General features: G+C 47.5%; 24 protein-coding genes. 18 read left to right on the top strand and 6 right to left on the bottom strand.

Annotation, left to right across the window (positions count from 1 at the left end):
- The first annotated feature begins 1 nt into the window (after window position 1).
- The 5 genes from ACHZCY_RS09285 to ilvN all read left to right on the top strand — a co-directional run bounded on the left by ACHZCY_RS09285 (window position 2) and on the right by ilvN (window position 6,916).
- The gene (locus ACHZCY_RS09285) at window positions 2-973 is read left to right on the top strand and encodes a GNAT family N-acetyltransferase (RefSeq protein WP_319548697.1); all 972 of its coding nucleotides are present in this window, start codon (window positions 2-4) and stop codon (window positions 971-973) included.
- Window positions 963-2,327 carry an ATP-grasp domain-containing protein gene (locus tag ACHZCY_RS09290; RefSeq protein WP_319548698.1) on the top strand — a complete coding sequence of 455 codons (1,365 nt, stop codon included), beginning with the start codon at window positions 963-965 and terminating at the stop codon, window positions 2,325-2,327. Before ACHZCY_RS09285 ends, ACHZCY_RS09290 begins: the two co-directional genes overlap by 11 nt.
- Window positions 2,314-3,630, top strand: a complete 1,317-nt coding sequence (locus tag ACHZCY_RS09295; protein ID WP_319548699.1) for a diaminopimelate decarboxylase family protein — start codon at window positions 2,314-2,316, stop codon at window positions 3,628-3,630. The genes ACHZCY_RS09290 and ACHZCY_RS09295 overlap by 14 nt, the downstream gene beginning before the upstream one ends.
- An 847-nt stretch (window positions 3,631-4,477) precedes the next feature.
- A complete protein-coding gene (locus ACHZCY_RS09300) occupies window positions 4,478-6,184 on the top strand; it encodes a thiamine pyrophosphate-binding protein (protein ID WP_319548700.1) in 1,707 nt (568 codons plus the stop codon).
- A 225-nt stretch (window positions 6,185-6,409) separates the two neighbouring features.
- Entirely contained in the window at window positions 6,410-6,916 is a 507-nt protein-coding gene (gene ilvN, locus ACHZCY_RS09305; protein WP_205223955.1) for an acetolactate synthase small subunit, read from the top strand.
- A 19-nt stretch (window positions 6,917-6,935) separates the two neighbouring features.
- On the opposite strand, the gene ACHZCY_RS09310 is transcribed toward ilvN, so the two are convergent.
- The gene (locus ACHZCY_RS09310; RefSeq protein WP_205223954.1) at window positions 6,936-7,103 is read right to left on the bottom strand and encodes a hypothetical protein; all 168 of its coding nucleotides are present in this window, start codon (window positions 7,101-7,103) and stop codon (window positions 6,936-6,938) included.
- 162 nt (window positions 7,104-7,265) lie between these two features.
- Here ACHZCY_RS09310 and ftsH point away from each other — a divergent pair, with 162 nt between their 5' ends.
- Window positions 7,266-9,098: an ATP-dependent zinc metalloprotease FtsH gene (gene ftsH, locus ACHZCY_RS09315; protein WP_205223953.1), complete on the top strand. Its 1,833-nt coding sequence runs from the start codon at window positions 7,266-7,268 to the stop codon at window positions 9,096-9,098.
- Between the two features lie 119 nt (window positions 9,099-9,217).
- On the opposite strand, the gene ACHZCY_RS09320 is transcribed toward ftsH, so the two are convergent.
- From ACHZCY_RS09320 to ACHZCY_RS09335, 4 genes are all read right to left on the bottom strand, one after another.
- Window positions 9,218-10,399 carry a glycosyltransferase family 2 protein gene (locus tag ACHZCY_RS09320; RefSeq protein ID WP_319548701.1) on the bottom strand — a complete coding sequence of 394 codons (1,182 nt, stop codon included), beginning with the start codon at window positions 10,397-10,399 and terminating at the stop codon, window positions 9,218-9,220.
- A gap of 229 nt (window positions 10,400-10,628) precedes the next feature.
- Window positions 10,629-11,312 carry a CBS and ACT domain-containing protein gene (locus tag ACHZCY_RS09325; RefSeq protein WP_205223951.1) on the bottom strand — a complete coding sequence of 228 codons (684 nt, stop codon included), beginning with the start codon at window positions 11,310-11,312 and terminating at the stop codon, window positions 10,629-10,631.
- Window positions 11,313-11,561: 249 nt separating this feature from the next.
- Window positions 11,562-11,948, bottom strand: coding sequence for a hypothetical protein (locus ACHZCY_RS09330; RefSeq protein ID WP_319548702.1), 387 nt, complete (start codon window positions 11,946-11,948; stop codon window positions 11,562-11,564).
- Window positions 11,945-12,898, bottom strand: coding sequence for a helix-turn-helix transcriptional regulator (locus ACHZCY_RS09335; RefSeq protein WP_319548703.1), 954 nt, complete (start codon window positions 12,896-12,898; stop codon window positions 11,945-11,947). The genes ACHZCY_RS09330 and ACHZCY_RS09335 overlap by 4 nt, the downstream gene beginning before the upstream one ends.
- Window positions 12,899-13,235: 337 nt before the next feature.
- Here ACHZCY_RS09335 and ACHZCY_RS09340 point away from each other — a divergent pair, with 337 nt between their 5' ends.
- From ACHZCY_RS09340 to ACHZCY_RS09390, 11 genes are all read left to right on the top strand, one after another.
- Window positions 13,236-13,442, top strand: a complete 207-nt coding sequence (locus ACHZCY_RS09340) for a hypothetical protein (RefSeq protein WP_319548704.1) — start codon at window positions 13,236-13,238, stop codon at window positions 13,440-13,442.
- A gap of 44 nt (window positions 13,443-13,486) precedes the next feature.
- Window positions 13,487-13,843: a hypothetical protein gene (locus tag ACHZCY_RS09345; RefSeq protein ID WP_319548705.1), complete on the top strand. Its 357-nt coding sequence runs from the start codon at window positions 13,487-13,489 to the stop codon at window positions 13,841-13,843.
- A 177-nt stretch (window positions 13,844-14,020) separates the two neighbouring features.
- Window positions 14,021-14,683, top strand: a complete 663-nt coding sequence (locus ACHZCY_RS09350) for an arylesterase (protein ID WP_319548706.1) — start codon at window positions 14,021-14,023, stop codon at window positions 14,681-14,683.
- Window positions 14,680-15,342, top strand: coding sequence for an ABC transporter ATP-binding protein (locus ACHZCY_RS09355; RefSeq protein ID WP_319548707.1), 663 nt, complete (start codon window positions 14,680-14,682; stop codon window positions 15,340-15,342). The genes ACHZCY_RS09350 and ACHZCY_RS09355 overlap by 4 nt, the downstream gene beginning before the upstream one ends.
- Window positions 15,339-17,897: an ABC transporter permease gene (locus tag ACHZCY_RS09360; protein WP_319548708.1), complete on the top strand. Its 2,559-nt coding sequence runs from the start codon at window positions 15,339-15,341 to the stop codon at window positions 17,895-17,897. The genes ACHZCY_RS09355 and ACHZCY_RS09360 overlap by 4 nt, the downstream gene beginning before the upstream one ends.
- Before the next feature lie 418 nt (window positions 17,898-18,315).
- Window positions 18,316-19,353 (top strand): TRAP transporter substrate-binding protein, encoded by a 1,038-nt coding sequence (locus tag ACHZCY_RS09365; protein WP_319548709.1) that lies wholly within the window; start codon window positions 18,316-18,318, stop codon window positions 19,351-19,353.
- A 250-nt stretch (window positions 19,354-19,603) separates the two neighbouring features.
- Window positions 19,604-20,110, top strand: a complete 507-nt coding sequence (locus ACHZCY_RS09370) for a TRAP transporter small permease (protein ID WP_319548710.1) — start codon at window positions 19,604-19,606, stop codon at window positions 20,108-20,110.
- Window positions 20,107-21,384 carry a TRAP transporter large permease gene (locus ACHZCY_RS09375; protein ID WP_319548711.1) on the top strand — a complete coding sequence of 426 codons (1,278 nt, stop codon included), beginning with the start codon at window positions 20,107-20,109 and terminating at the stop codon, window positions 21,382-21,384. The genes ACHZCY_RS09370 and ACHZCY_RS09375 overlap by 4 nt, the downstream gene beginning before the upstream one ends.
- Window positions 21,385-21,396: 12 nt before the next feature.
- The gene (locus ACHZCY_RS09380; protein ID WP_319548712.1) at window positions 21,397-22,770 is read left to right on the top strand and encodes an FAD-binding oxidoreductase; all 1,374 of its coding nucleotides are present in this window, start codon (window positions 21,397-21,399) and stop codon (window positions 22,768-22,770) included.
- On the top strand, window positions 22,767-23,999 hold the full coding sequence (locus ACHZCY_RS09385; RefSeq protein WP_319548713.1) for a (Fe-S)-binding protein: 1,233 nt from the start codon (window positions 22,767-22,769) through the stop codon (window positions 23,997-23,999). The genes ACHZCY_RS09380 and ACHZCY_RS09385 overlap by 4 nt, the downstream gene beginning before the upstream one ends.
- A gap of 59 nt (window positions 24,000-24,058) precedes the next feature.
- Complete coding sequence (locus ACHZCY_RS09390) at window positions 24,059-24,625, top strand: helix-turn-helix domain-containing protein (RefSeq protein ID WP_319548714.1); 567 nt, start codon at window positions 24,059-24,061, stop codon at window positions 24,623-24,625.
- A 3-nt stretch (window positions 24,626-24,628) separates the two neighbouring features.
- On the opposite strand, the gene ACHZCY_RS09395 is transcribed toward ACHZCY_RS09390, so the two are convergent.
- The gene (locus ACHZCY_RS09395; protein WP_319548715.1) at window positions 24,629-25,462 is read right to left on the bottom strand and encodes an HAD family hydrolase; all 834 of its coding nucleotides are present in this window, start codon (window positions 25,460-25,462) and stop codon (window positions 24,629-24,631) included.
- 349 nt (window positions 25,463-25,811) lie between these two features.
- Here ACHZCY_RS09395 and ACHZCY_RS09400 point away from each other — a divergent pair, with 349 nt between their 5' ends.
- Window positions 25,812-26,681, top strand: a complete 870-nt coding sequence (locus ACHZCY_RS09400; RefSeq protein ID WP_319548716.1) for a TPR end-of-group domain-containing protein — start codon at window positions 25,812-25,814, stop codon at window positions 26,679-26,681.
- Window positions 26,682-26,683 lie beyond the last annotated feature (2 nt).

The following is a 26,683-nucleotide window of genomic DNA, read 5'->3' on the forward strand; positions in this document are numbered from 1 at the left end:
TATGTTGAAGATCAGCTCGTGTGAAGATTTCGACGAATGCGCACGAATTTGGACCAAGACCTGGCCGAAACTCTGCATTTTTGATCTGTGGGAAGTCCGGGCAAGCTTTGCTGCATGTTTTAATAACAAACCTTACTTTGTTGTTGCTGAAGAATTCGGTGAAGTGAAAGGGATGCTGGCTCTTAGTTGGATTGAAGAAAGCGGAAGTTACGGACATTTCCCCGGTGAGATCTGGCAGGGAAAGACCTGGCTGGAACAAAATAAAATGCCGGCTGCATCCAGGCAGGTGCTTGATGCCATGCTCGAAAGTATACCAGGTCCACTTCATTTGCGTTATCTCACACCTGACTGCATGCCGGAGGGAAGCTTTCCCTTGGCGGTGGATGAGGTTGGTTATCTCTTTTTTCCGGGCGGTTATGACTATTCTTTTGATAAGTATATGCTCGAATTTTCAGGTAAATCGAGAAAAAATCTAGGCAGGGAGATCGCTCGTCTGCAAAGTGGTGGTGTCGCATATCGTTATGATCATTGTGCCGACATTGATTGGATGTTTCAACGGAACCTGGAATCTTTTGGTGAGTTGTCCTATTTCAATGACCCTCGATTCCTTGCCTCCTATGAAAAACTTGTCGCATGGCTCTTTGATAATAATCTTTTACGGACTACCACGGTCTTACTTGGCGGGGAGATTGCGGCGGTAGATATCGGCACGATCTGGAATAGAGGATATACAATTTTGGCAGGTGGCACCAATGCAGAGTTCCAGGGGGTGGCTAAAATGATCAATATGCACCATCTGGAATGGGCATGCCGGAAGCGGATGCAGGTTGTTGATTTTCTTTGTGGAGATTTTGGCTGGAAGAGGCGCTTTCACCTTTCGAGCCGCCCCCTTTATGAAATTTATCGGAAGTCTGGGTCTATACTCTCTTCAGAAGCTGAATGCAGGATGGCCCAAGTGACTCATGAGCATTAATCCCACTCCATGTACACTGGATTTTCCTTCATCCACCAAAAATCTTTTTTTACAGAGGGAGCGTCGGCGACTTCAGTATGAGACTGGTGGATCTAAGGTATTGGTGGTCGGTACAACCTCTGATTATGTTGATTTGCTCCGAAAGTCGAATCCAGGTCGTGTTCTTTACCTGACCGCTCAATCGGAAAGAGACAAGGCCGGTGAATCCAGGCCATTGGAGTATGAGGAGATAGTCTGCGACCTTGAGGAGGATGTAGCGCTTATTTTGCAGAAAATACGTGTACATCTACATCGTTGGGACATTTCGGTGGAGGGTGTTGTCAGTTTTGATTGCGAGTCTATGGAGCTCGCCGCTCTACTGGCAAGGGAGTTATCCTTATCCTATCCTCCTCCTGACAGTATCCGTCTCTGCCGGGACAAGTTCGTCACAAAATCTATCTGGCAGGCGAAAGGGATCCCTTGTCCTCACCATAAACTTGCCCTGTCAGCCGAAGACGTTATGGACTTTTGGCAGGAAGTCGGTGGTCCTGTTGTGGTAAAACCGTTAAGCGGGAGCGGGAGTGAACTGGTTTTCCTTTGTTCGAGCCGCAAAGAGTGTGAAAGGGCAACGCATATGATACTGGATGGCCTCGCGGAGAGAAAAGAAATGCCGCTTTACAGTCAGGCAACTACCAGTTTTGTAGCTGAAGAGTTTGTTGCCGGTAATGAGTTTAGCTGTGATTTTACCATCAAGAGGGGGCGAATAGAAATTTTGCGGCTCACCAGGAAATTGAAGTACACTGAAAAACCTTTTGGAACAATCAACGGCTACATGATAACAGACTGGCAGCGAGCCGGCATTAATCAGGAACAGCTGTCCCTCATTTTCAAACTGGGTGCCGAAGCACTGGGACTTTCCGATGTCATCTGTATGGTGGATTTCATTGTTGACCACGATAAAATTTTATTGCTGGAAATGACACCTCGACCTGGTGGAGACTGCATCCCCTTTCTTCTTCATAAAGCAGCTGGGTTTGATATATTAAGTTATTTCGTTGAGTTTGCCGGGAATCGGACGGCAGCATCTCCTGTTACCTGTGTATCAGGTAAAGAGCTAGTTGCATTACGGCTTCATGCAGAAAGGAGCGGAGACGTTGCGAAAATAAAGACTGATCGCCTCTCTCTGGATCCTCGCACACGTGAAATAAACCTGGTCGGACAGGCTGGTCATCGGATTACCATGCCACCTTCTGATTATGATTCCTGGTACCTCGGCTACATCCTCTTTCAACCCGCTCCGGGGATACCTGTTGAGCAGCAGTGCCGGGAACTGAGGTGCCTACTTGAAGTGGAGATGTACAATGCCGACAATTGATTCGCAACAAGGATATAGCCCGGAAAGAGTAGAGGCTCTTTTGCATGAACAGACCCCACTTCTGTCAGATTCGGTTCTCCGAGGTTTTGTTGAACCTTTTTTTTTGCGTCGGGATGAATTTCTTGCACCTCTTGAAAAGCAGGAGACGCCACTCTATCTTTTTGAGCCAGAGGTACTGCGCCGGCGTTCAGAGCGATTTAAGGTAGCATTTCAGAAACATTTTAAAAATACCGTTTTTTATTATGCGGTCAAAAGTAACAACTATCCTGAGGTTGCCCGAGTGCTTACCACAACAGGATTTGGGCTTGATGTGTCGAGCGGTCTTGAACTGAAAATGGCACTTGGGCTGGATACGCAAAGTATCATTTTCAGTGGGCCCGGAAAAACCAGAGCAGAACTGGAAATGGCTGTTACCGCCTCTGAACGAGTCACGGTGCTCATTGACAGCTTCCATGAGTTGCAAATCCTTGGAGAGATAGCCTGTTCCCGGCAGCAAAATATACGGGTCGGAGTGAGACTTACCACCAGGGTTGATGGGCTATGGCGTAAATTCGGCATTCCTCCGGAAACATTGGCTCGCTTTATGAAAGAGGTCAAGTGCTTTCCATATATACATTTCCAAGGACTTCAGTTCCATACAAGTTGGAACCTTAATGCCCAGGCGCAGCTCGATTTTATCCTCCTTCTGAAAAAAGTTTTAGCGCAATTCACAGATGAAGATCTTCGCCGAATAAAATTTATTGACGTCGGCGGCGGATATTGGCCTGAACAGGGGGAATGGCTTCAGCCTGCAGCAACAAAGGCAGGATTGCTCAGAAAGGCGATGGAATTAAGCCCGGAAAATGACAATAACCACTACTTTCAAAGCGCCTGTTCAATAGAGGATTTTGCAGGGCACTTGGGTTGGGCCATAAAAAACCATATCTTTCCACTTATACCTGACTGCCGCATCTGTTTTGAACCAGGTCGCTGGCTTTGTAACGATGCCATGCATCTCCTGATGACTGTGATTGATAAAAAAAGTGACAATGTAGTGATTACCGATGCGGGAACCAATGCGGTTGGCTGGGAGCGTTTTGAGACGGACTACTTCCCGGTTCTCAATCTCAGCAGACCTGCGTTGTCGGAAAAACCCTGCAATGTTTTAGGTTCTCTCTGCACGCCCCATGATGCCTGGGGATACTCATACTGGGGTGAAGGAATCGAGATCGGAGATATCCTGTTGATACCGACCCAGGGGGCTTATACTTATAGCCTCATGCAAAATTTCATCAAACCATTACCGGAGGTTGTTGTTGTTTAGCCGGCAGCTATTTCGAACGTCCGCCGTTTCTTTATCAACTATTACCATTGAATGGGCTGGAGCTCTTTAATCTGTTCTGAATGACTTTTGTGATCAAAGAATCGAGTAGCGGTTTAACTTGGTGACCTGCTGCTTGACCTTGTCAAATAAACCTCCTCACGCCTCAGCAAAATTATTTTTTGGTGGGGCTTCCCCATACTTTTTTGCTTAAAATACGTATAACTTTTACGGACTCCGCAAAGAGGTTTACGATGGGTTAAAAGAACGCTCCATCGACTCGCCACCTCCAGCAACAATACTCCTTTTTTCCTTCCTCTTTACCTCCCCTTGACGGTGTGTTAATTGTAAGTGGTCACGTTTGCTTGTTTTAGCCTGATACCTAAATCTTGCATGTCCGATTTTACCGAATCTGCCTTGTTTGCGCACACTTGAAGTACTACAGTACGTCTACGTGTACGCAGCCTCGCACCTTCGGCAAACTTGGCAATTGCAGGATTTAGGTGATATATTATCACTTTTACGAGACCCTTTTTTCATGTGCCGTGGAGAGAAAAGTGCAACGCAGTACAACTCAACTCATTACAAACATCGCCGACACCGCAGCTTCAAAAAAGGGAAATTTTCTCTATCGAACAGGAGCATCCACGTTCGACGAAAAAAAACAACACAACCTTCTGTTTTAACGATACTATCCGTGAACGACCAAATGAGCACGACAAGTACATTTCGCCGTAATTCCACTTGATATATCCAAAGACAAATATCCCATAGAGACACCCATAAATTCAAGACACCGAAACAGAAATATTTTTTCAGAGATTACGAATCAAATGATGAGGATTGACAGATGAACAACGCAGAAATCCTGGCCAAGAGTCTGCTTGACCTGGGAGTTGATAGAATTTTTGGTTTTTCCGGAGCAACTATTTTACCCGTATTCCACGCCATCGGCTCCACACCCATAAAAATTACCGTCAGCTCAAACGAACAATCGTCCGCTTTTGCAGCTGGAGGCTACTCCAGAGCCGGTGACAAAGTCGGTATTGCGGTGGTTACTTCAGGACCGGCAATTACCAACACTCTCACAGCTGTTGCTGATGCCCACGCTGACTCCATCCCCATGCTGGTTTTTGCCGGACAGGTTGCCCAGACAAAAATGGATACCGATGAGTTTCAACATATTAATGTAAAAAGTGTTTTCGAAGATGCCGCTAAAAAGGTCATACTGGTTAATGAGATGCACAAAATAGAAGAAGTCGTCAAAGACGCCTACTTTTATGCGAAATCCGGTAAGCCTGGACCGGTAGTGATCGATTTTCCTTATGACATTCAAAAAACAGAGGGCGAGTACCAGGGCATTGCCAGTGAAAAGTTCGCCCACAAATACGACGAAGAGCACCACTTAGGTAAAAACCAGTGCCGACAATTTTTTGAACTGCTTAAAAGTGCGAAAAAGCCCTTGCTGTATGTTGGCGGCGGCCTCAACTCACAGGCAGCCAGTGATCAAATTCGTGCATTCAACCGCCGCTTTGCCGTCCCTTCCATCAACAGCCTTATGGGAAAGGGTATCCTTGATGAAACCCAATTCTGGTCGGTCGGCATGCTTGGCATGTTCGGAGTTCCTGCTGCAAATAAAGCAATCCAGGAAACCGATCTCTTTGTTGCTTTTGGTATTCGCTGGGACGACAGGGTAAACCAGAAGGTAGGGGAATCCGGACTGGATGCTGATATAGCTTACTTCGATATTAACCCTGAAAAAGTACAGGAAGTCCGCTTTACCCGGGAACCAAAATTCTCTTTTATCGGCGATGCAGAAAGAGTCATTGAAGACCTTCTCGATTATGCCGTCAAACACGACATCCAACTGGACATTGCTCCATGGCAGGAACATATAAAAGGACTCAAGCAGCAATACCCGCTCAACTATAACCGCCGGGCCAAAGCCATTCAGCAGGCGGAAGTCATGGACCGTCTTGCACATTTTATCACCGACGAGACGAAAGTCACGACCGGAGTCGGCAACCATCAGATGCTTGCCGCCCAGTACCTGACCATGTTTAAGCCAAAATCTTTTTTAACTGCCGGCGGTTTCGGCCCCATGGGTTTTTCCCTGCCTTCAGCAATCGGTGCATATTATGCTGCCCCGCAGTCTACAGTTATTGGGATTGATGGGGACGGCAGCCTCCTCATGAACCTCGGAGAATTATTTACCATCGGCAGAAACCAAATCCCCATAAAAGTATTATTGCTCAATAACCACGGCGACGGTATGGTAAGAAATATTCAGGACTTTCTTTATGCTGGGGATTACGTGGGAACACTGAAACATTCTACAGTCAATTATGCCAATGTAGCCAAAGAACTCGGTTTTTCCTTCCAGCAACGCATTACAGAGCGAGATGAGCTCAAAGCAGGCCTGGCAGAGTTTATGGCCGCCACAGGGCCGGCATTTCTTGAGGTTGTCTGTGACGAGGATGAAATTTTATACCCGCGCATTCATGCTGGATCAGGTTACCAGGACATGATCCTGGGGCCGTATATGGAAGATGTGTAGCGCCTCTTATTCAGCAATGATGGCGTCATAATAACTTCTACCTGCGGCGCCGTGGTATTTTTGATGGTACTCGACATATCAAACATATGCCTTTACACCATAAAAAATTTCACTCCTGCTATATTTGTATTTTTATTTCGTCATTTTGAAGAGTGCGATGGGATTTTATTACGTCCATCAAGCAAGAGCATTTAATAAAGCGCAACAACCACAAACGAGGCATGTATGGAAGAACAATCCTATATATTAACGATGCTGGTAGCCAACAAGCCGTCTGTAACTGCCCGAATAACAGGATTATTTTCAGGAAGGGGCTACAACATCCAGAGTATCTGCGGAGCACCGACCCATGATCCGGCGGTATCCAGGATAACCATTAAAACCAATGCAACCCCGCCCCAGCTTGACGAGATTATGAAGCAGCTCAACCGCCTTATTGATGTCATCAAGCTCCGCGACATGACCCATGACGAAGCGGTAAGAAGAGAAATGGCGTTGATAAGTGTTGCCGTCACTCCAAAAAACAGAACAGAGCTGGTGCAGACTGTTGAAATCTTTGACGCCAAAGTGGTAAGTGCCGGCACTGATTCTTATATTGTAGAGGTGACCGGCACTGAAGGAAAAATTGATGCCATGATAAAAATATTGCGCCCCTTGGGTATCAAAAAGCTTACCCGCTCAGGCATACTTGCGCTGTATAGAGAACTGGACGAGACCCATATGGATAACTAGCCAACGGCACTTTCCGCCTTTATTCTCTCTTTGTTTCAGGAGATTGCTCTTTCTTCTGAAACAAAGGTTTTATGTACAATTTGAACACAAAATAGACAATAATGGGAGCAGTGCAGACCGTGACCATGCCAAATGGGTTTTCAATATAGGCATTAATACTTTCCATGTAGCGTGTAAATTGATCCATACACCTCTCCCTAGTTGTGTGTCTGCGTAGATTTTTTAAACTTTTTATTGATGGCAGCTTTTCATATAGCGCACGTCATGACAGTTTGCCACTTTATCTTTAAAACTGCAGAGAAAACATACGCTGTAGAGCGCATCCCTTTCTGCTACAGGATAGCTTACCATGGATAATAAACACAAATTTAATTTTGTTTACACCATCATTGCTGTTTTCGGCATTCTTCTTCTTCACGAACTCTGGGTCCAACAACAAACCATACAGCCGGTTCCTTACAGTGAACTGGAAACGCTGCTCGAACAGGGGAAGGTTGCCGAACTGACTGTCCGCGAGAAATTTATAACCGGTCAACTCTACGAACCTGACGAACACGGTAAAAAAATCGTTGTCGCCAACCGAGTCGACCCTCGCCTTGCAGAGCACCTTTCCAAATACCAAGTTCCTTACACGCAGGTTAACGAAAGTAAAGTGCTCGTGACCCTGCTCTCCTGGATTGTCCCTGCCCTTGTTTTTGTAGGCATCTGGCTCTTTATCATGCGCAAATTTGCTGAGAAACAAGGCATGGGTGGCGGCTTTATGAACATTGGTAAATCAAAGGCCAAGATCTATGTTGAGCAGGAAACAGGGGTCACCTTTGAAGATGTTGCAGGGGTAGAGGAGAGCAAAGAAGAGCTTGAAGAAATTATCAACTTTCTCAAAGCACCGGCTGATTACGGCAAACTTGGGGCCCGAATGCCCAAAGGCATCTTGCTGGTTGGCCCTCCGGGTACAGGAAAAACGCTTCTTGCGCGCGCTGTTGCCGGGGAGGCTAGTGTTCCTTTTTTTTCCATCAGTGGCTCCGAGTTTGTAGAGATGTTTGTTGGAGTTGGAGCAGCACGCGTCCGCGATCTGTTCGAACAGGCCAGAAAATCGGCACCGGCGATCATCTTTATAGATGAGCTGGATGCTCTTGGTAGATCCAGAACGGCTGCAGGCATGGGCGGCAATGATGAAAGGGAGCAAACCTTGAACCAGTTGCTGGTGGAACTTGACGGGTTTGACCCAACCAGCGGAGTCGTTTTGCTGGCTGCTACCAACAGGCCCGAAGTGCTTGACCAGGCATTACTTCGTGCCGGACGTTTTGATCGTCAAGTCCTGGTCGACCGGCCTGACAAAACAGGCCGAGTAGCCATCCTGAATGTGCACATGAAAAAAATCCAGTTAGCCAAAGATGTGGATGCCGGGCAGATTGCAGACCTGACAACCGGCTTCTCAGGAGCAGACCTTGCCAACCTTGTCAATGAAGCTGCCTTGCTTGCCACAAGACGCCATGCTGAAGATGTATGCATGGTCGATTTTACCCAGGCCATTGAACGAATAGTAGCAGGCCTTGAAAAGAAAAACCGACTGCTCAACCCAAAAGAGCGGAAAATCGTCGCCTACCACGAAGTTGGCCATGCCCTTGCAGCCTTGGCCTTACCAGATATGGACCCTGTTCATAAAATATCTATCATTCCAAGGGGTATAGGCGCATTAGGCTACACTCTACAACGTCCCACCGAAGATCGTTTTTTAATGACCAAAGAAGAACTGGAATACAAAATCTCTGTCCTTCTTGGCGGGAGAGCAGCAGAACAGATCGTATTTCATCATCTTTCCACCGGTGCTTCCGATGACCTTCAGCGGGTAACGGATATTGCCCGCAGCATGGTCACCAAATACGGCATGGACGAAACTCTTGGACATGTGGTGTACGAGGAGAGTAAACAAACCTATCTTGATCAGCAGGGGCATTTGGGGACCAGCATGAACTGCAGCAACCAGACAGCGGAGCAGATCGACACTTCAGTGCGAACCATTATAGATGCAACCTTCACCAAAACCATTGAACTCCTTGAAAACAACAGAGACATTCTTGAAAAATGCGCCCAGGAGCTTCTGACTAAGGAAACCCTGGTTGAGGAAGAATTGCGCGAACTGACCAAAGACTTAAAACGGGTGAGTCCGAATGTCTCATGAACCTTTTGACTCTGAACTCAATCAATTGATATTATTACTTTAAAAGTGATTGCACAATTAACAGTCTGTTTTTCGGTTTAGATCAAAAAGTGCCCCCTTCGGATTAGTTGAAAGCCTGGCTACCAGCGGAGTAGCCAGCGAAGGGTAATGATCGGTTCAATGCTTCGCAGGACCTGCAACGGATAGTGGGTACCGCGCCACCATATTCCTTTGTCCTTAAGGGTTACGACAGTTGCCTTCACTGAAATATACAATAAAATATACGGGGCAAGGAACGCGAACAGGCTGCAACCAAGAGAAACCAGCATCCCCCGAGCATTCATGACAAACGCGCACCAGCGGCAACAGACTGCAGCCGCGCACAGTATTTGCGCAGGCCCGTTTAACACGAACATTCCCCAAAAAGGCAGAATACTGAACCCGATGATAACGGCTGCTCCGGCAAGGGAGAAGAAAATATTATAATTATAGAAGGCAAAAACATTCTTCATCAACCCCTCTACCATTTCCCCGAGATCAGCGTACCAGTTGACCGAAACAAAGCGTTCTCCGCGCAGGCACCCCTGCCTGAATCCAGCCTGCTTGATAATTTTTCCTAAAATAATATCGTCTATGGGATGCATAGGGTTGCGCGCATGCCCACCAACAGCCAGATAGGCATCCCTGCGGACTAGATTAAAAGCACCAATCCCTATAAAATATTTACTCCGAGGATCTGAGACCTTCCATGGCTGCAATACAAGCAGCAGGCCGGTCATAGCCTCCACTATCACCGCATTCAACAAACCACCAGGTGTAGTATTTCTAAAAAGGAGGGTCAAGTGGTCAAGCTGTTGCGCTTTCATCCAGCACACTCCCCTTGCAATGGTTGTTTTTTCAAACCGGATATCTCCATCCGTGAAAAGGAAATACTCTCCAGATGCCTGGGAGGCCCCAAGCTGCAATGCGTGATTCTTCCCCAGCCAGCCGCCTGGCAGCGTCTCGACATGCAGGGTCTTTACCTGGGGATGCAAAACGGCAAACTGCTCTATTACCTCACCGGTCCTATCAGTGGAGCGATCATTAATGACCACAAGCTCAAGGCTCGGATAGTCCTGGGCCAGCAGCGTAGAAAGAGTCGTGCCAATATGTTCACCTTCGTTGCATGCAGGGATGATGACCGATACTGTGGGTGTCTCGTCACTGCCGGCTTTGCCGCAAGGGACAACGTTTTCCAGCCGCAGTAATTTTCGACTGCAAATCCAGGAATAAATCAGGATAGAGAGTGCCGACCCCAATGCCACCGCTGCCCAGAAAAGCATCAGGCTCTACCACGAGTAGGCAATGAATCATTAGGGCCGGGCTGGGCAAGGCCCCAAACGGGTATTTGCTCTACATCCGAAAAAATAACCGACACTGCTTGTTCTGTTCGGATTAACCCAGACATGTTCCATTGATTATTCATAGATGACGACCGCTCTCAGCAAAAAAAAACGGCCGGGATCAACCGACCGTAAGTATCATAAGAAAAAACCGACAACACAGTTTCTTTTAGCCCATAGCTGACTTTGGTAAATAAGGGGTCAAGTCTTTTTCATACTTGGTAAGCACCTTAAATCCACCCTTTTCCAACGCCAGTACAGCTTTTGCGCCTTCGTCTCCAGCTATACGAAGAACCAGATGGGTCACCCCTGGATGATCTTTGGTGGGCCAGCAGAAAAGACTCTGAATATTGATATGTTCCTGACTCAGAATATTCGTCACCTCAGCCAGCCTGCCAATGCTGTCGTCGACAAAAACCCCTAAACGCACACTATCATCGCTCATCCCGATGGCCCTGAGCAAAACCTCCATGACATCGGTACTGGTAATAATACCAATCAGTTCGCCATAATCCGTTACCGGCAGCGCACTTATATTATTGGTCTGCATGATATAGGCAGCTCGTTCAATGGTTGTATCCGGCTCAACAGTTATAACGGTTTTCACCATGATCATGCCTACCTCTACTTTCTGCAGCAGATAGTTCAACTCATGGGTGGATAGCGCTGTTGCAGGGGATGCCCAGTTCTGTTTTAAATCCCTGTCGGACAGGATTCCAACCAGCTGCCCTTTTTTATTGACCACCAATAAGTGATCTATGGATCGTTCAGCAATAAGATCACGAGCTTCAACCAGGGTGGTTTCCGGGGTAACAGTCACCAGGTCTGTGTGCATTATTCTGCCAATATACATAGTAGTCTCCTTGATTATTAGTGGTGGCGAGCCTGAGCTAGATTAAACGTTATACCTGAGCCCGTTGATTTACTGTCTTTTCGCCCAATCTTTTCGTTATGCTGAAAAAATAATCCTCGGAATATCAACTATATGCCTGTGGTTATTTTTTAAGCATGCCTTGACCTTGAACGAAAACCCTAGTAAATCAACAGACTCATACCTACACTACAAAAAAATACTTCTTCTAACCAAATCCAAAATTGCTTATTACCTTATCTTTGTTGTTATCATAACACCACTTTCCGGATGTCGAAAACGAATTTCTCCCCGAAGTTGCTTTGGATTTACAGGTTTGGAAAAGTGCATCTTCAATATATGGTTTCCTGGGCCGGCATGCTTAAAAAGCCATTTTACGGAGGACGCTCCTTGTCCTTTGCCGGAAGGACGAGGATTGGCGGAGAGGAGTTCTATCCCTTGGGGCAAATGCTGGAGCACGATAAACGCCATGGGTGGTGGCTCCGAAACCTTGATCTTTATTGTGACATGCTGCCCCCCCCCATGCAGGTATGATCCTGACACATCAGTTTTTGCATGCAGCACAAGTGGGGTCAGTAAAAGCCCTATGAAAACAAGGAAAAATATTCGCCTGATCATTGGTTGTCTCCTTGTGATTGACGACTTCCCGGATCGGGAACAAATGTTTGTTTATGTTCATCCCAGCGATATTTTCCTGCAAGCCACAGGCTTTCCAGATCACTGAAATCGACATCAATATTCCCAGGCAATGAGTAGTGCTCATATGCATCCAGAATTTCATTATCGGTAAGAGTAAAATCCTTATCTGTATCTGCCCAGTGAGCCATTTCAATGCGCACCGACTGCAGACCGACAATCCGGGTTCCTTTCTTATTCACCTTGCCGGAAACACAATCACCTGCAAAGCTCAACAGTTCTCCCAGCTGCATCCCTTGATCAGGATGCACCATGTACAAGAAAGCAGCCTCACCCTGAACAAGCCGACCAATCCAGCGAGGATTTTTACCATACTCCTGCATAGTCGAAGGCATGATTGTTTTTATGGCTGTAGCAGTTGCTCTGCCGGTAATAGTTTCCCGGAGCAAAATCGGGGTATCTACCGAGGTGCTTGCTTTAAGCCTGATAATAACAGGAAAAGAGAGGTTAGGAGCGGTATGAGGTGGCAGGATTCTGGTGGCGGCAACAGTGGGTTGCCGACTGATTTTCATCCAATAATATCCACCAAACAGCACCATCAGGATGACAAAAAGTGCACCAGCAAACACCCCTTTTTGAGAAATAAAAAGCGGTTTACTCTTTTCAGTTCTCCATTCTTGCTGGCCGGTACGGATAGCATCTGCTTCCACTTGATCTGAATCAGCATGCTCAAGGATAGCCTCCAGTTCAACTCCCAGAGCCTCAGCTAATCGCTGTGCATTTTCATGTTTTATGGATGGGTATCTTTTATTTTCCCAGCGGGAAATCGTATCCGTAGTAACACCGACCACCGTCGCCAGGTAAAGCTGCGTCAGTTCCTTTTGTTCCCGAAACTCTCTGATGGCACTGCCGTTGATGTTGACGCTGCTCATGATTCCAGTCTTACAATCATTAATAGTGACGTTGTAAAAATACGGCGACCAACCTACCCGGAGCTGCTTGAAAAACAATGCTCATAGTTAGCTCTTTCGATGCACAGGTATGCCGCTGAGGCGCAGGCATTTCTTCTCTTTACGTCTTTTTCTCACCTATACCATTTCCTCCTTGATAGTTCCCGTTTTTATCACGATGTCGGGTCGACATCACCCTATATCGCCCCGAATGTCCATATATGTCGACTGACAGCTTTTTTTCAGTCCCTTAAGGTGTTGAACAGAAGAAGCCCAGTTCGCATGATCGACATGAACAATAACCAAGGAGGCACATTTCATGAAAACTACTCTCACAGCATTAATCATCAGTCTTACGCTTACAGTGGGGACAGGTATAGCCGTTGCCAAAAAGCTATCTTGTACCGTTGTCGAGGTAGGAGACGACATTGTGACCCTGCAATGTAAAAGCGTTGACGGGTTAACAGAAGGGGACACAGTAAAAATAAAAACCACTTCGAAAAAGAAGGCCATAGAAGGTTGTTAAACGTTAAAGATGCTCTTCAATTATCAGAACGCAAGGTGTAAATCATGAAAAACAGACGATATACAACATTACTGGCATCTGCTCTGTTGAGCTTTTTACTGGTATCACCACACATGGCCACAGCAGGTCACGGTAGACAGGGAGGTGGGGACAACTCCACCTTGAATATAGGGATTACGTTCCTCAACCCAGGTTGGTCCTCTCCTAAACATCGCGTGGTTGACCGCCGTGTCCACTACGTTCGAGACAGACACGGACAACCTGTCGTGTCCCATCGGGTCCATGTTTATGAAAAACAGCATAAACATGGACGTCACTTCCTTAAGGCAAATTGGTGTAAGCAACATCACCGTCACCACCGGCCCCACAACTACCACCGTCCACATCATTATTACTGGTAACCTTTCTTCCCATATTTTCCATGTCGAGTGCTGAACTCTTTCCGCACTCGACATTTTGATTACCGCGTTAGCATTAAGAGCTTTTTTTTTACGCACCGCACCTTGCCTGATAAAGAATTATGTCAATACTATATATGTATATCTCAACCGTTTAATTCCTTCTTGGCCAGGACAACAATGACCAGATACTTTTTCCTTACCGCATTTATTCTTGTCGCCTTTGTCCCCGTACATATCCAGGCAACGACCATCCTTTTTCTTGGCGACTCACTTACAGCAGGCTATGGAGTAGCAAGCGAGCAGGCTTATCCGAATCTTATCGAAAAAAAAATGAAACATGATTACCCGACACCGGCTCAGGTTATTAATGGCAGTATCAGCGGCTCCACATCCGCCAGTGCGTTATCGCGCCTCCGCTGGTACCAGCAGAGGCAGCCTGAGATTCTGTTTCTCGCCCTGGGAGCAAATGACGGGCTTCGAGGCCTTGACGTTAAGCAGTTGACTGCAAATCTGGAGAAAGTAGTCACAGTTGCACACCAAAATGACATGATCGTCATCCTGGCCGGCATGCAGATGCCTCCAAATTACGGCGTTGAATACACAGCAGCCTTCAAAAACGTGTACCCGCAGATAGCAGAGAAATTTCACCTCATTTTTGTTCCATTTCTCCTCGACGGTGTTGCCGGCAAGGCAACATTAAACCAGGCCGACGGGATTCACCCTAATGCTGCAGGCCACCGACACATCGCCCAACTCGTCTACCCATACATCCAGCAGGCACTCCAGCACCTTTCCCTTCTCCCCATAGCCCCTACAGCTTCTCAAGCCATCCGCCAATGATACTCAACGCGACTCAGCTCCACAAAGCATACCGCCAGCCAGGGAAGCCCGATCTGCAAGTGCTTACCGGTACTGACTTCACCCTTGACGCAGGCGAGACAGTCGCCATAACCGGACCTTCCGGAAGCGGTAAATCAACGCTGCTAGCCTTGTTAGCGGGCTTGGATCGGCCCGATAAGGGAACCATCTCTATTGACGGCAATGATATCACCAAGATGGACCAAGAGAGCCTGACAACGTTCAGGGGAAAAAATATTGGTATTATTTTTCAACAATTCCACCTCATGCCCCATTTGAGTGCTGCAGAAAACATCAGCCTTCCCCTTGAAATCCACAAAAGCGACAAGGTGGAGCAAAAGGTAGCATCCATATTGGATAAAACCGGCCTGACAGACAGGAAACATCATCTTCCCCGGCAATTGAGTGGCGGCGAATGCCAACGGGTAGCCATTGCCAGAGCCCTGGCCATAGAACCAAACCTCCTCCTTGCCGATGAGCCAACCGGCAACCTGGATACAACAACCGGAGCGACCATTACAGAACTCCTGTTTCAATTGGTGGAGGAAATCGGCATGACCATGGTCGTCGTCACCCACAATCCGTCCCTTGCCAAACGATGTGCAAGAAGCGTCACTCTTTCCCAGGGGAAGCTGGTATGACCCACTGGCTCAAACTGGGATGGCAGGATCTTTTCCGCCATAAACGGGTGACATTGCTGTTTATAGGCAACCTGGCAATAGGCCTGATCGGCCTGATAACCATAGGCTCCTTGGAAAACTCCTATATCTCCTATCTTAAACAGAGTCTCCAGGAAATCCTTACCGCCGACCTGATGATCTACAGCAGCAGGCCGATCGAGCAACAGGAACAGGAAATTATCGACACAGTTCTCGGCGATCAGGTCACAGTTTCCAGGCAGGTAGCCTTTTATAGCATGGTAAAAGGTACCAAGAAATCGGTGCTGGCGCGGATTGTTGCCATAGACGAAAACTACCCCCTCTACGGGGCATTCCATTATCCGGGTGATCAGCCTTTTCAAAAAATACGGCAGGCCTTGCTCGGGTCACCGCTGACAACAATGTCGCAACAGACTGCCGGAACGTTGTATTTGGACGAAGGAGACAGCGTACAGATTGGCCGGACCAGCTTCCAGGTTGCGCCTTTTTTTGACAAGGCCCCAGGTAGCGATATAACCACCATTGAGCTGGCCCCAAAAATTTTCATAGGCCTCTCCCAACTCAACAAAACAGGCCTGCTTCAATTTGGCAGTCGACTAAGCTACAGTACGTATTACCGTACCGCGAATAACGTTGATGCAAAGCATCTGGCAGACGTGCTGCGAAAAACCCTGGACCAGCATGCTGATGGAGCCTCCACCCTCAGAGTACTTGATACCCATAATATCAACAGCCGCCTCGGGAGCATTGCTGGTCATTTTTTTGGATACATGGGACTTGTGGGAACCGTAGCACTCTTTTTGGCCGGGATAGCAGCATCATATCTTTTCAGGGGCTATTTTCAAAGCAGAGTAAAAGAAATTGCCATCCTGGTGAGCCTCGGCGCGCAACGCCGCTACTGCATACTCCTTTTTCTGTTCCAGCTTGCGGTCATGGGAGCGCTGTCCGCTGTGTTGGCCATACTTATCACTTCGTGCATGCTCCCGCTCATCCCTCTCCTTTTTGCCGGCCTGCTCCCGGAAGGCCTGCACATTACGCTGCATAGCGGCAGCATGGTAATGGCCCTTGCTCTTGGGATTTCATGCAGTTTCCTCTTCTGCCTCCCTGAATTGACCAAACTGAGAGCGATCCAGCCACTTCACCTCCTCCATGAAGGTTCCGTATGGAATATGCCTGTAACGGCCTCCAGCAGGTTACTGTGGTGGCTCAGCCTTGTGCCGGCAATATTAACATTCCTGCTTCTTACCGTTTTTCTGACCTCATCAATGGTCCAGGGTATTCTTTTTACCGGGGGGGTGGCCGTCACCATGCTCTTTTTCGGTATTATCGGCAGGCTCCTTCTTACATGGTGCAAACATCTTTCAAATACCTTCCACGGGCTACCAAAAATCGCTCTGCGCAACCTGTACCGCAACCGTTTCCCTTCACTCTCCATCTTTATTACCATTGCAACCGGTGTATTTCTAATAAATCTCATCCCCCAACTCCAGAAAGGACTCGAACAGGAATTCAGCCACCCGATCGGCTTGAAAATACCGATTTTCTTTTTGGTTGATATTCAAGAAGAGCAAATAAATGGGCTCCAAGATTTTTTTAAACAGCAACCAAGCCACCTTTCCAATATCTCGCCCATGGTCAGGGGACGCATACGCTCGATAAACGGAACCTCTTTTCACCAACGCCGTATCGAGGCAGATCAGGAAGGAAGGGGCAGTTTACGAAGAACCGAATTTAACTTCTCAAGCCGCGATGAGCTGGACCCATCAGAGACCGTGATCGAGGGCAAGGAGCTGAGTACAAGCACCTGGTCTTTTCAAAGCGGTATTCCTTTTGAAATTTCGGTTGCTCAACGTTTTAGCAAACGATACGACCTCCAATTAGGCGACAGGATAGTCTTTGACATCCAAGGCATTGAGGTTGAAGGAATGGTCGCCAACGTACGCAAAGTACGGTGGAACAGTTTTCAGCCTAATTTCTTCCTGCTTTTCCAAAAAGGGGTGTTGGAAAATGCCCCCAAAACCTACCTGGCATCTATCAGCCAGGTTAGTCAAACAGACAAGCAACCACTCAAGGAGCAGATCGTTAACCAATTTCCAAATATTTCCGTGATTGACGTCGCCTCAACCATTACCAGCATCATCGAGCTGACCGAGCGGCTTATTTTTGCTATCAAATCCATAGCACTGCTGGCCATTGGTGCCGGTCTGATGGCGCTTTACTCCATCGCAGGCAATGAGGCATTTCGCCATGCCCCGGAGATTAACCTGCTCAAAGTACTGGGAACACGCTTTTCTGATATCCGGCTGCTGACTGTTCTTCAGTTTGGGCTGCTCGGCTGCACTGCCGGCGTTTTTTCTGTTTTTATCAGCACCAGCCTCTCCTACGTGGTTTCCTGGTATTTTTTTGATAGAATATGGGGCCTGGATATGTTCTCCAGCATATGGATTGTTCTCTGTACGACCCTCACCTGCATTTTCACGGCTGCCCTTGCCACCCGATCAGTTATCCGCCAAAACCCGGTTACCTTGCTTCATTGAAGTGTAGTATCGCGGCAAAAGTTTCCTTAGAGGCAACACCCGCAATCCTCCCAGCACCATTTGTCATCGCGTACCCCTTCGCAAGGAAGGAAAAACAACTTACACTCAAGATATGGCAGACCTCCGTCACCAAGAAAAAGTTGACAAAAAGAGAACTCCCAGTATGATCGTTTCCGTTTAACCCGAATTTCTCATGAGCATTTTGCCATTTGTTGAAAAACAAATCATTTCAGAGCTATGCATCAAAATTAACAAAATGCTCAATGCAGGTCAGTCCACGCGGTGCCATCTTCTTCAGTATTTTGGTAGTGAATATAGCCTACTATGATTCACTACCAAAAACTTTGAACCTGCCACCGCCTGAACTGATGACAAATCCGGGTAGCTAACTCCCTATTTACAAACGAACGAGACTGTCATGAAAAACAACCTTGCTGGAACACTTACCACTCTACTTGTCTGCGCAATAGCCGTAACCCTGCTAACGGAATTTCCGTCGCCGGCAGAGGCTGCAGTTAAATTTGGCCATGTAGCGCCTCCTTTTCATGGTCAATCAAAGGGTGTCGATGCCTTTGCCGCGTATGTAAAAGAAAAGACTGATGGCAGAATAGACATTGCCACCTTTCCGGCCGGGCAACTGGGCGGGGAGCGCTCCATGGCTGAGCAGGTACAAAGCGGTACCCTCCAGATGGCGACCATAACTACCGCTGTAATGCAAAACTTTGTCCCCCAGTCAGCGGTTATGGATCTACCCTTCCTTTTCCCCAACCGGGCAACGGCCTATGCGACCCTTGACGATGCGGAATTACAGGAAAAATTCTTCTCCTATTTCCCTAAAAAAGGATTCATTGCCATTGGCTGGACAGAAAATGAGATTCGTGACTTCTCCAACAGCATCCGTCCGGTTCGAACCCCCGAAGATATAAAGGGATTGAAGGTACGGGTCATGAACTCTCCTGTTTACCTGGACACCTTCAAGCAGCTGGGAGCTTCACCGGTGGGCATACCCTTTCCGGAAATCTACAATGCCCTGCAGACCGGGGTTATCGATGCCCAGGAAAATCCAATTCTCACCACGGTGCTCGCCAAATTTAGTGAAGTCAATAAGTATATCACCCTTACCCAGCATACGGTCACAGAGTGCGTTATCATCGTCAGCATTGATTACTGGGAAACACTCTCTGCCGGCGATCAGCAAATTTTTCGTGATGCCGCAAAAATAGCCATTAAAACCAACCGGGCGGTCAATGCAGAGTTGCACCAAAAGCTTCCTAAAAGCGGCATATCCATTGAACAGTATGCCAAACAAAACGGGGTCGAGATCATCTCCCTTACCCCCCAGGAGCGTGAACAGTTTCGCAAAGCCATGCTGCCGGTGTGGGAAAAATACAGAAAAAAAATCGGCAATGAGCTGTTTAACCTGGTGCAGGAAAAAATAAAGGCTCACAAACAATAACTAACAACAGCATAAAACAATTCCCATGGCCCAGGTTTTTCTTTTCCTGGGCCATATTTATGAGTCTGTTGATTTAATAGGATTTTCGTTCAAGATCAGGTAAGCGAAGACTCCGAGGCATGTTGTAAAAATAACCACAGGCATATAATTGATATTCCGAGGATTATTTTTTCAGCATAACGAAAAGATTGGGCGAAAAGACAGTAAATCAACTGGCTCATTTATTAAAAGATGTCCTGGAGTAGATACAGTGGCCGTTAAGAAATTCGGGGCCTTGCTTAATCGCCTGGAAGACACCGTTCTGGTGTGGACAATCCTTGGTCTGGCAATTCTAGGCTTTGTCCAGGTCGTGACCAGATATGTATTTAACTACAGTTTTACCTGGTACGAAGAGTTGGGACGCTACCTGGGAGTGTTTATCACCTTTCTTGGCGCAGCTATCGGGGTCAAAACCGGCAGCCATTTCACCATGGACCTTTTGGTCACAAAACTCGCAAAACCATGGCAGCAATTCCTGCAATGTGCCACCTCGATCCTGTCAGGCAGTTTCTGTCTCATGGTTGTCTATTACTCCTTTAAGATCGTCATCCGCATGCACGGATATGAAACGACGTCGCCGACCATGGAGATACCAATGTATCTCGCCTACCTGCCAATCCCTGTTTTTTCTCTGATAATGGGCTTTCGTTTTTATACAGCTGCAGTTCTCTTCTTACTTGAACTGAAAAAGGAAAACATACAGAGAGAAAAAATATGATTGCCATTATCTGTGCCTGCTTTGCGGTCCTTTTAGTGGCCGGGGTTCCCATTGCCATCATCTTAGGGATAACCACAGCCCTCTCTCTGACACTCTTTACCAGTACTCCGCTCCATATCATCGCCCAGCAATTGTTCAATGCACTGGACAAGTTTGTTCTCCTGGCAGTCCCTTTTTTCATTCTTGCCGGATCCATTATGACCCATGGCGGGATTGCACGACGTCTCATAGCATTTGTCAATGCCCTGGTGGGGTGGTTTCCAGGTGGCCTGGGTATGGCAGGCATCCTTGGCTGTATCTTTTTTGCAGCCATCTCCGGTTCGTCACCAGCCACTGTAGTAGCGATCGGCTCGATCATGATCCCGGCGCTCATCAAGGCCGGTTATGAGGAAAAGTTCTCCCTTGGCCTGATAACGGTCTCTGGTTCTCTAGGTATAGTTATCCCTCCCTCCATCCCCATGATCCTCTATTGCCTGGTGATGAATGTGTCTGTAGCCGAGATGTTCATGGCCGGAGTGATACCGGGAATGCTTATCGGGTGCGCATTGATTGCGTTTACCTATATCATTGCCAAGCGTTGTAACTGGAGAATTGAAAAAAAAGCATCCCTTACCGATATAGTAACCGCCGGCAAGCAAGGTTTCTGGGCCTTACTGTTGCCCTTGGTAGTCCTTGGCGGGATTTATTCAGGCCTGTTTACACCCACCGAGGCGGCTGCAGTCAGCGTAGTGTATGCCCTGTTTATTGAACTTTTTGTCTACAAAGAGTTCACATGTCGTGAAATAACTAGTATCTGCCGGCAGGCCGCTGTCCTGTCCGCTTCGCTGTTGTTTATTTTAGCCTGTGCCATGACCTTTCTCTGGCTGCTCACAGCAGAACAAGTCCCGCAGCAACTGGCAGACATCATTATCAACCACATTCACAGCCCGTGGATGTTTCTCTTGTGTGTCAATCTGCTGTTTCTAATCCTCGGCTGCTTTATGGATGATGTGAGCGCAATGCTCATCCTGGCTCCCCTTTTTTACGAGACCTTGAATCGCTATGAGATTGACCTGGTACACTTCGGCATCGTGATGATACTCAATATTCAAATGGGCATGCTCACCCCACCTTTTGGACTCAATCTCTTTGTAGCGTCCGGGCTCACCAAACGTCCGCTGGTAACCATTGCCCGAGGTGTTCTTCCCTTTTTAGGGATCATGCTGCTCTGCCTGATGCTGGTGACATATATTCCCAGTATCTCACTGTTTCTCCCCAATCTGTTGCTCCGCTGATAAGGATCGCCAATGCTCTCGGAAAATATCAAAAACCAATTGGTCGCTGTAGTCGGTAAGGACCGGTTCGTCGATGAAATCGAAATACTTTTCTGCTACTCCTATGATTCTTTTCTGGAAGAATCCCTGCCCGAGGTGGTGCTGTTTCCACAAACCACCGAAGAGGTCTCCGCTATTCTGAAGATTGCATCAGCAGAGGCCATCCCGGTAACCGCACGAGGGGCAGGAACAAGTGTTTGCGGAGCGCCGATACCGGTAAAAAACGGAATCGTGCTTTGCTTTTCCAAAATGAATAAAATCATTGAGATCAACACTCGTGACCGGTATGCCATTGTCCAGCCAGGGGTTATTAACGGAGACTTGCAGCGCGCGCTGGCCCCTTTTGGTTTTTTCTTCCCGCCCGACCCAGGTTCTATGGAATTCTCCACTCTAGGGGGCAATGTCGCCCTGAATGCCGGGGGACCACGCTGCCTGAAGTACGGTGTAACCGTTGATTATGTGCTGGGAATGCAAGTAGTCCTTGCTTCTGGAAAAATTATCCGGTTTGGCAGCCGAAATATAAAAGATGTCAGCGGCTACAAGCTCTCCGCCCTCTTCTGCGGCTCAGAAGGCACCTTGGGCATGGTCACCGAGATCATTCTTCGGGTTATTCCGGCCCCTGAAACCACCCAAACCTTGCTCGTCACCTTTGATGATCTGGACAACACTGCCCAAGCAGTCTCTGATATCATCGGCTCGGGCATTTTACCGGTTTCCATGGAGCTCATGGATAAAATGACCTTGAATGCCATCGAGGACTCCGTCCCGCTTGGCCTCCCCAGGGAAGCAGAAGGGTCGCTGCTGATTGAAGTGGATGGCATAAAAGAAGCCTGTGACCGGGAACGGGAACGTATTGTGGCTAAGGTTCAAAAACATGGAGCCGTGTCTGTGCAGCAGGCGCAATCAAGTGAAGACCGGGACCGCCTCTGGGCGGCAAGAAGAGCAGCTTATGGCGTGTTTGCCAAAATTGCGCCGGACATTCTTTCCGAGGATGTCACAGTACCGGTGAGCCGGGTACCGCAGATGATAAAAAAAATTAATGCAATCACCTCCCATTACAAGCTCAAATCAGGAGTGCTTGCCCATGCAGGAGATGGCAACATGCACCCATTGATCTGTGCGGACCGAAACAATAGTGAAGAATGGGAACGGGTAGAAAAAGCATTCCGTGAAATCTTTGCAGCTGCCGCAGAACTCAACGGGACGCTTTCCGGTGAACATGGAATAGGTCTTGCCAAGGCTCCCTTCATGCCGCTGATCATGGATGACGATACCCAGGACTTTATGAAAGTCATTAAAGAAGCTGTTGATCCCGGCCAGATACTGAACCCTGGTAAATTCGTATGAACCTTGAAAAAGGCGGTACCTGCGGGAAGTGCGGCATATGTTTAACGGTCTGCCCTGTTTTTAAGGTACTCAAAGAAGAACAGGCCTCGCCACGAGCCCGCATTCAGCTTATTAAGGCCTTTACAGACAACAAACTCACCTCCTCTCCCCTGCTCAAAGAGCTGATCAGCAAATGCCTGATGTGTGGTAATTGTGCCGCCATCTGTCCTTCCGGCGTGGATCATGAATCCCAATTTATGGAAATGCGCTCCCGGCTCAGCAAGCAGCAGGGCGAACGACTCGAAATAAAAGGGCTTGTGTATCTCCTGGCCAGGGAGCAACGTTTGCGGTTGGCTGCAGGCCTAGCCCGTCTCGGACAGGAAATACTCCCGGATTCTTTTCAAAGAACACACGACCTGGGCAATATCCCAATCCGTAAATACCCCAGGCTCAACCGCAAACCTTTCAGAAAAACCGTACCCGAGATCAATCCACCAAAAGGCAAACCAAGGGGAACGGTACTTTATTTTACCGGCTGTGCAACCAACCATCTCTATGCTGAAACAGGGGAGGCCACCCTGCACCTGCTCACAAGTATGGGATACACGGTGAGCATCCCTCAAAAGCAAACCTGTTGCTCCATCCCCATGTTGTTGCACGGCGGGGAGACCCAGGCACAACAAAACATTCAACAAAACATTGACTGTCTGCACCAACAGGACGTTGAAGCAATTATCGTTGACTGCCCGACCTGCGGCGCTGCCCTGAAAAACAAATTTCCTGCCATGATGCGAAAATACGGCCTGGAGGACGGCCCCGCAATGGAGGTAAGCGCCAAGGTTGTTGACCTGATGTCTTTTGTGTACGAGCGTCTCGATCAGCTGGACAGAAAAAAAACAGCCACAAAACTTACCGGGCAAAAGCCGGTTACCTACCATACTCCCTGCCACCTGAAAAACAACTTCACCTCAGCAGCACGGGTTTTAGAGACGATACCCGAGATAGAGTACCATCCTGCTGCAGACAGCACAGCCTGTTGCGGTGGCGGCGGCACCTTCTTTTATGAATATCCGGAAGTCTCAGCAAAGATGGGACGTTCCAAAATTGAGAATGCCCGCAAAACCGGCGCAAAAATATGGCTGACAGACTGCCCGGTTTGCCGCCTCAACCTTTCCGGTCAGCTCGATGATGGCGATACCATTACCATGATGCACCCGGCCATGTACATTGCCAAGCTTTTTGACGTATAACCTAAATCCTGCAATTGCCAAGTTTGCCGAAGGTGCGAGGCTGCGTACGATTAAAAACCATGGACGAAAAAACAATCGCTGAAAACATTCAGCACTCCCGCAAGCAGCAAAAGATGACCCTCCAGGAACTGGCCGACAAAACCGGCCTGACCAAGGGATATCTATCCAAAATAGAACGATCCAAGAAGGCACCGCCCTACTCGACTCTCAACAAAATTACATGTGCCCTGGGGGTAGAAATAACGGATATCTTTCAGAAAGACATTGGCACCACCCAAGAAAAACCTATTGTAATCGGCAAAAAAAAGGAAGGCAGGATCATCCGTGAAAGCTCCCGCTATGTCGGCTACGACTACATGGTTCTGGCTGCCGATAAACCAGGCAAAAACATGGAGCCCTTTTTCATTTTTGCGCCGTTTGAATTTCCCCAGATGTTTCGCCATGAAGGCGAAGAGTTTATCTATGTGCTGGAAGGGACCATGGAATTTAAATATGGCGAAAAAACCTACATTATGGAAGCAGGAGACCACTCTTATTTTGATTCCCGTACTCCACATACCGGACGCAGCATCGGTGACAAGCGGGCTAAACTGATGGTTGTAATTTACTTTTACAAGCGCAGGTAACCTTTACCCTGAAGTAAATGCGTTGCCTACAAGAGCATGATACACACCATGCTCATCATTTGATGGGGTCAACAGATATCTTTCCAAGAGTTCTTGAGGTGCATTGGCCACCACATAACTCAGCCGAGTAAAATCGAGCAAGTCTATATCGTTATAATCATTACCAATGCCTATTGTTCGATCAACTCTAAGATCGAGATATTCACACAGCCACCTTGCTGCAGCACCCTTTGACACACCAGGAGGATAAATCTCCAACCAGATGGAACAATGATCAAGAGGGGAGGTGGCCCGGATCACCTGGAATTGATCAAAACAGGCAGCAACCCTGTGAAAAAGAGAAGGATCATCTGGGAGTATAGCAATAATCTGCGCCGAACGTGCAGGCAACTCAGAGTTGCACCTTAACGGCCTGCAAAAATCCTGATAAGCTTCTATCCTTCTCTGGAAATCAGGATTGTTATTACCGCTCTGATGATAAACAAAATGATGGTTCTCCGGGACCTGGCCATGGACCATAAAGTCGAGCCCCTGGGCCATCAACCGACTGCTTATGGTCTGGATATCACTGTTGGTAAAGGGTCGGCAAAAAAGGAGTTGTCGAGTCCGCATTTCCACGATACCGGCTCCGGAAGAAACAATCAGATAATCAGCCGGAAAATCATCGGCAAGAACCTTTTGCAGGGAAAAATAAGACCTGCCGGTGGCAATTACCCTTAATACACCTCTGGCTTTCAATGCATGAAAGAGCTCAAGCGTTTGCCTGCTGACCTGTTTTGCAGAGTTTAACAGGGTTCCATCCAGGTCGGTAAAAACGATATCAAAATTCTCTGCCATATCTCCTCGTTAAAAACACGATAGAAAAAATCCTATGGGCATCTGGAGTAAATCAGCAACGAAAATTAACATGCTCCCAGCCAGGCTGCAACACCTTAGCCCGAGCCGGCTGCTCCTGTACGCCAGCTTTCCTCGTTCCGATAAAGACTTTCCAGTAAGTGATCAGCGAAACATTAACAAATCCCTTTTACAACGTGCTTGCCCATTGGGTTCAATTTTGGTAGAGAGACTCTCTTTTTTTCGACACTATCAATTCTTACAATTGCAGCTCTGAAAATACATAATTTTAGATGGTAGTTGTTTAATAACCAAATACATTCATTGCCTCAAGTTAACCTGAGATTATCCCATGAAATTCCACTCCATTCTTCTTGCACTGCTTACTGTTTGCACCTTAACTCTGGACCCTGCAAAGGCTGTGGAGGAACAAACCGCAGCACCCGAGCCTGAATTTACTAAACCGCTGTATAAACCATTTATTGAAAGATACGTTTTAGATGAACTGAAACAGCTCAGAATAGGCCAGCAAGAACTGGAAGTACGGGTCACGGAAAAAGTGGCAGGAGCCAAATTGGAGGCTTCTGACCGGGCGATTCGCTACACTGCTGATACCACTAACAATATTTTTTACATTATCACTGCTGCGGCAACCATGCTGGTGCTCTTTGGCTGGAAATCAGTACGCGACGTGCGGGCTTCAATGGAAGACATTACCACTAAAAAGATTTCGGAACTGGTTGAGGAATATGAAAAGCGACTGGCGGAAATCGAGAAAAAAATGAGAAAACGCTCTGAACAAATCCTGACCAACCAGGAACAAATTGCCCTGACAAATAATATCCACTCGTTATGGATGAGGGCCGGCCTGGAAAAAAGTGAACAGGAAAAAATCAACATTTACGATCAAATTCTTGAGCTACGACCAGATGATGTCGAGGTTCTGACCTATAAAGCAGATGCCCTGCTTGAAATCGGTGAAAAAAAGTGGGCCTTATCCCTGGCTGATCAAGCACTGGAACATGACAACGAATACTCACTGGCCTATTGGCAACGTGCATGCGCTAAATCGGAAATTGGCTTGGTGGACGAGGCAGTAGAGGACCTGGAAACGGCCATTGACCTTTCTGATACGTTAAAAGAAGAAGTCGCAGAAGAAAAATCATTCAAAAACTTAGCAGGCAATGAAAAATTTGAACAGATTCTCAGCAGTGCCGGGTAAGG

This window comes from Desulfogranum marinum (assembly GCF_963675105.2).
GTDB lineage: Bacteria > Desulfobacterota > Desulfobulbia > Desulfobulbales > Desulfobulbaceae > Desulfogranum > Desulfogranum marinum.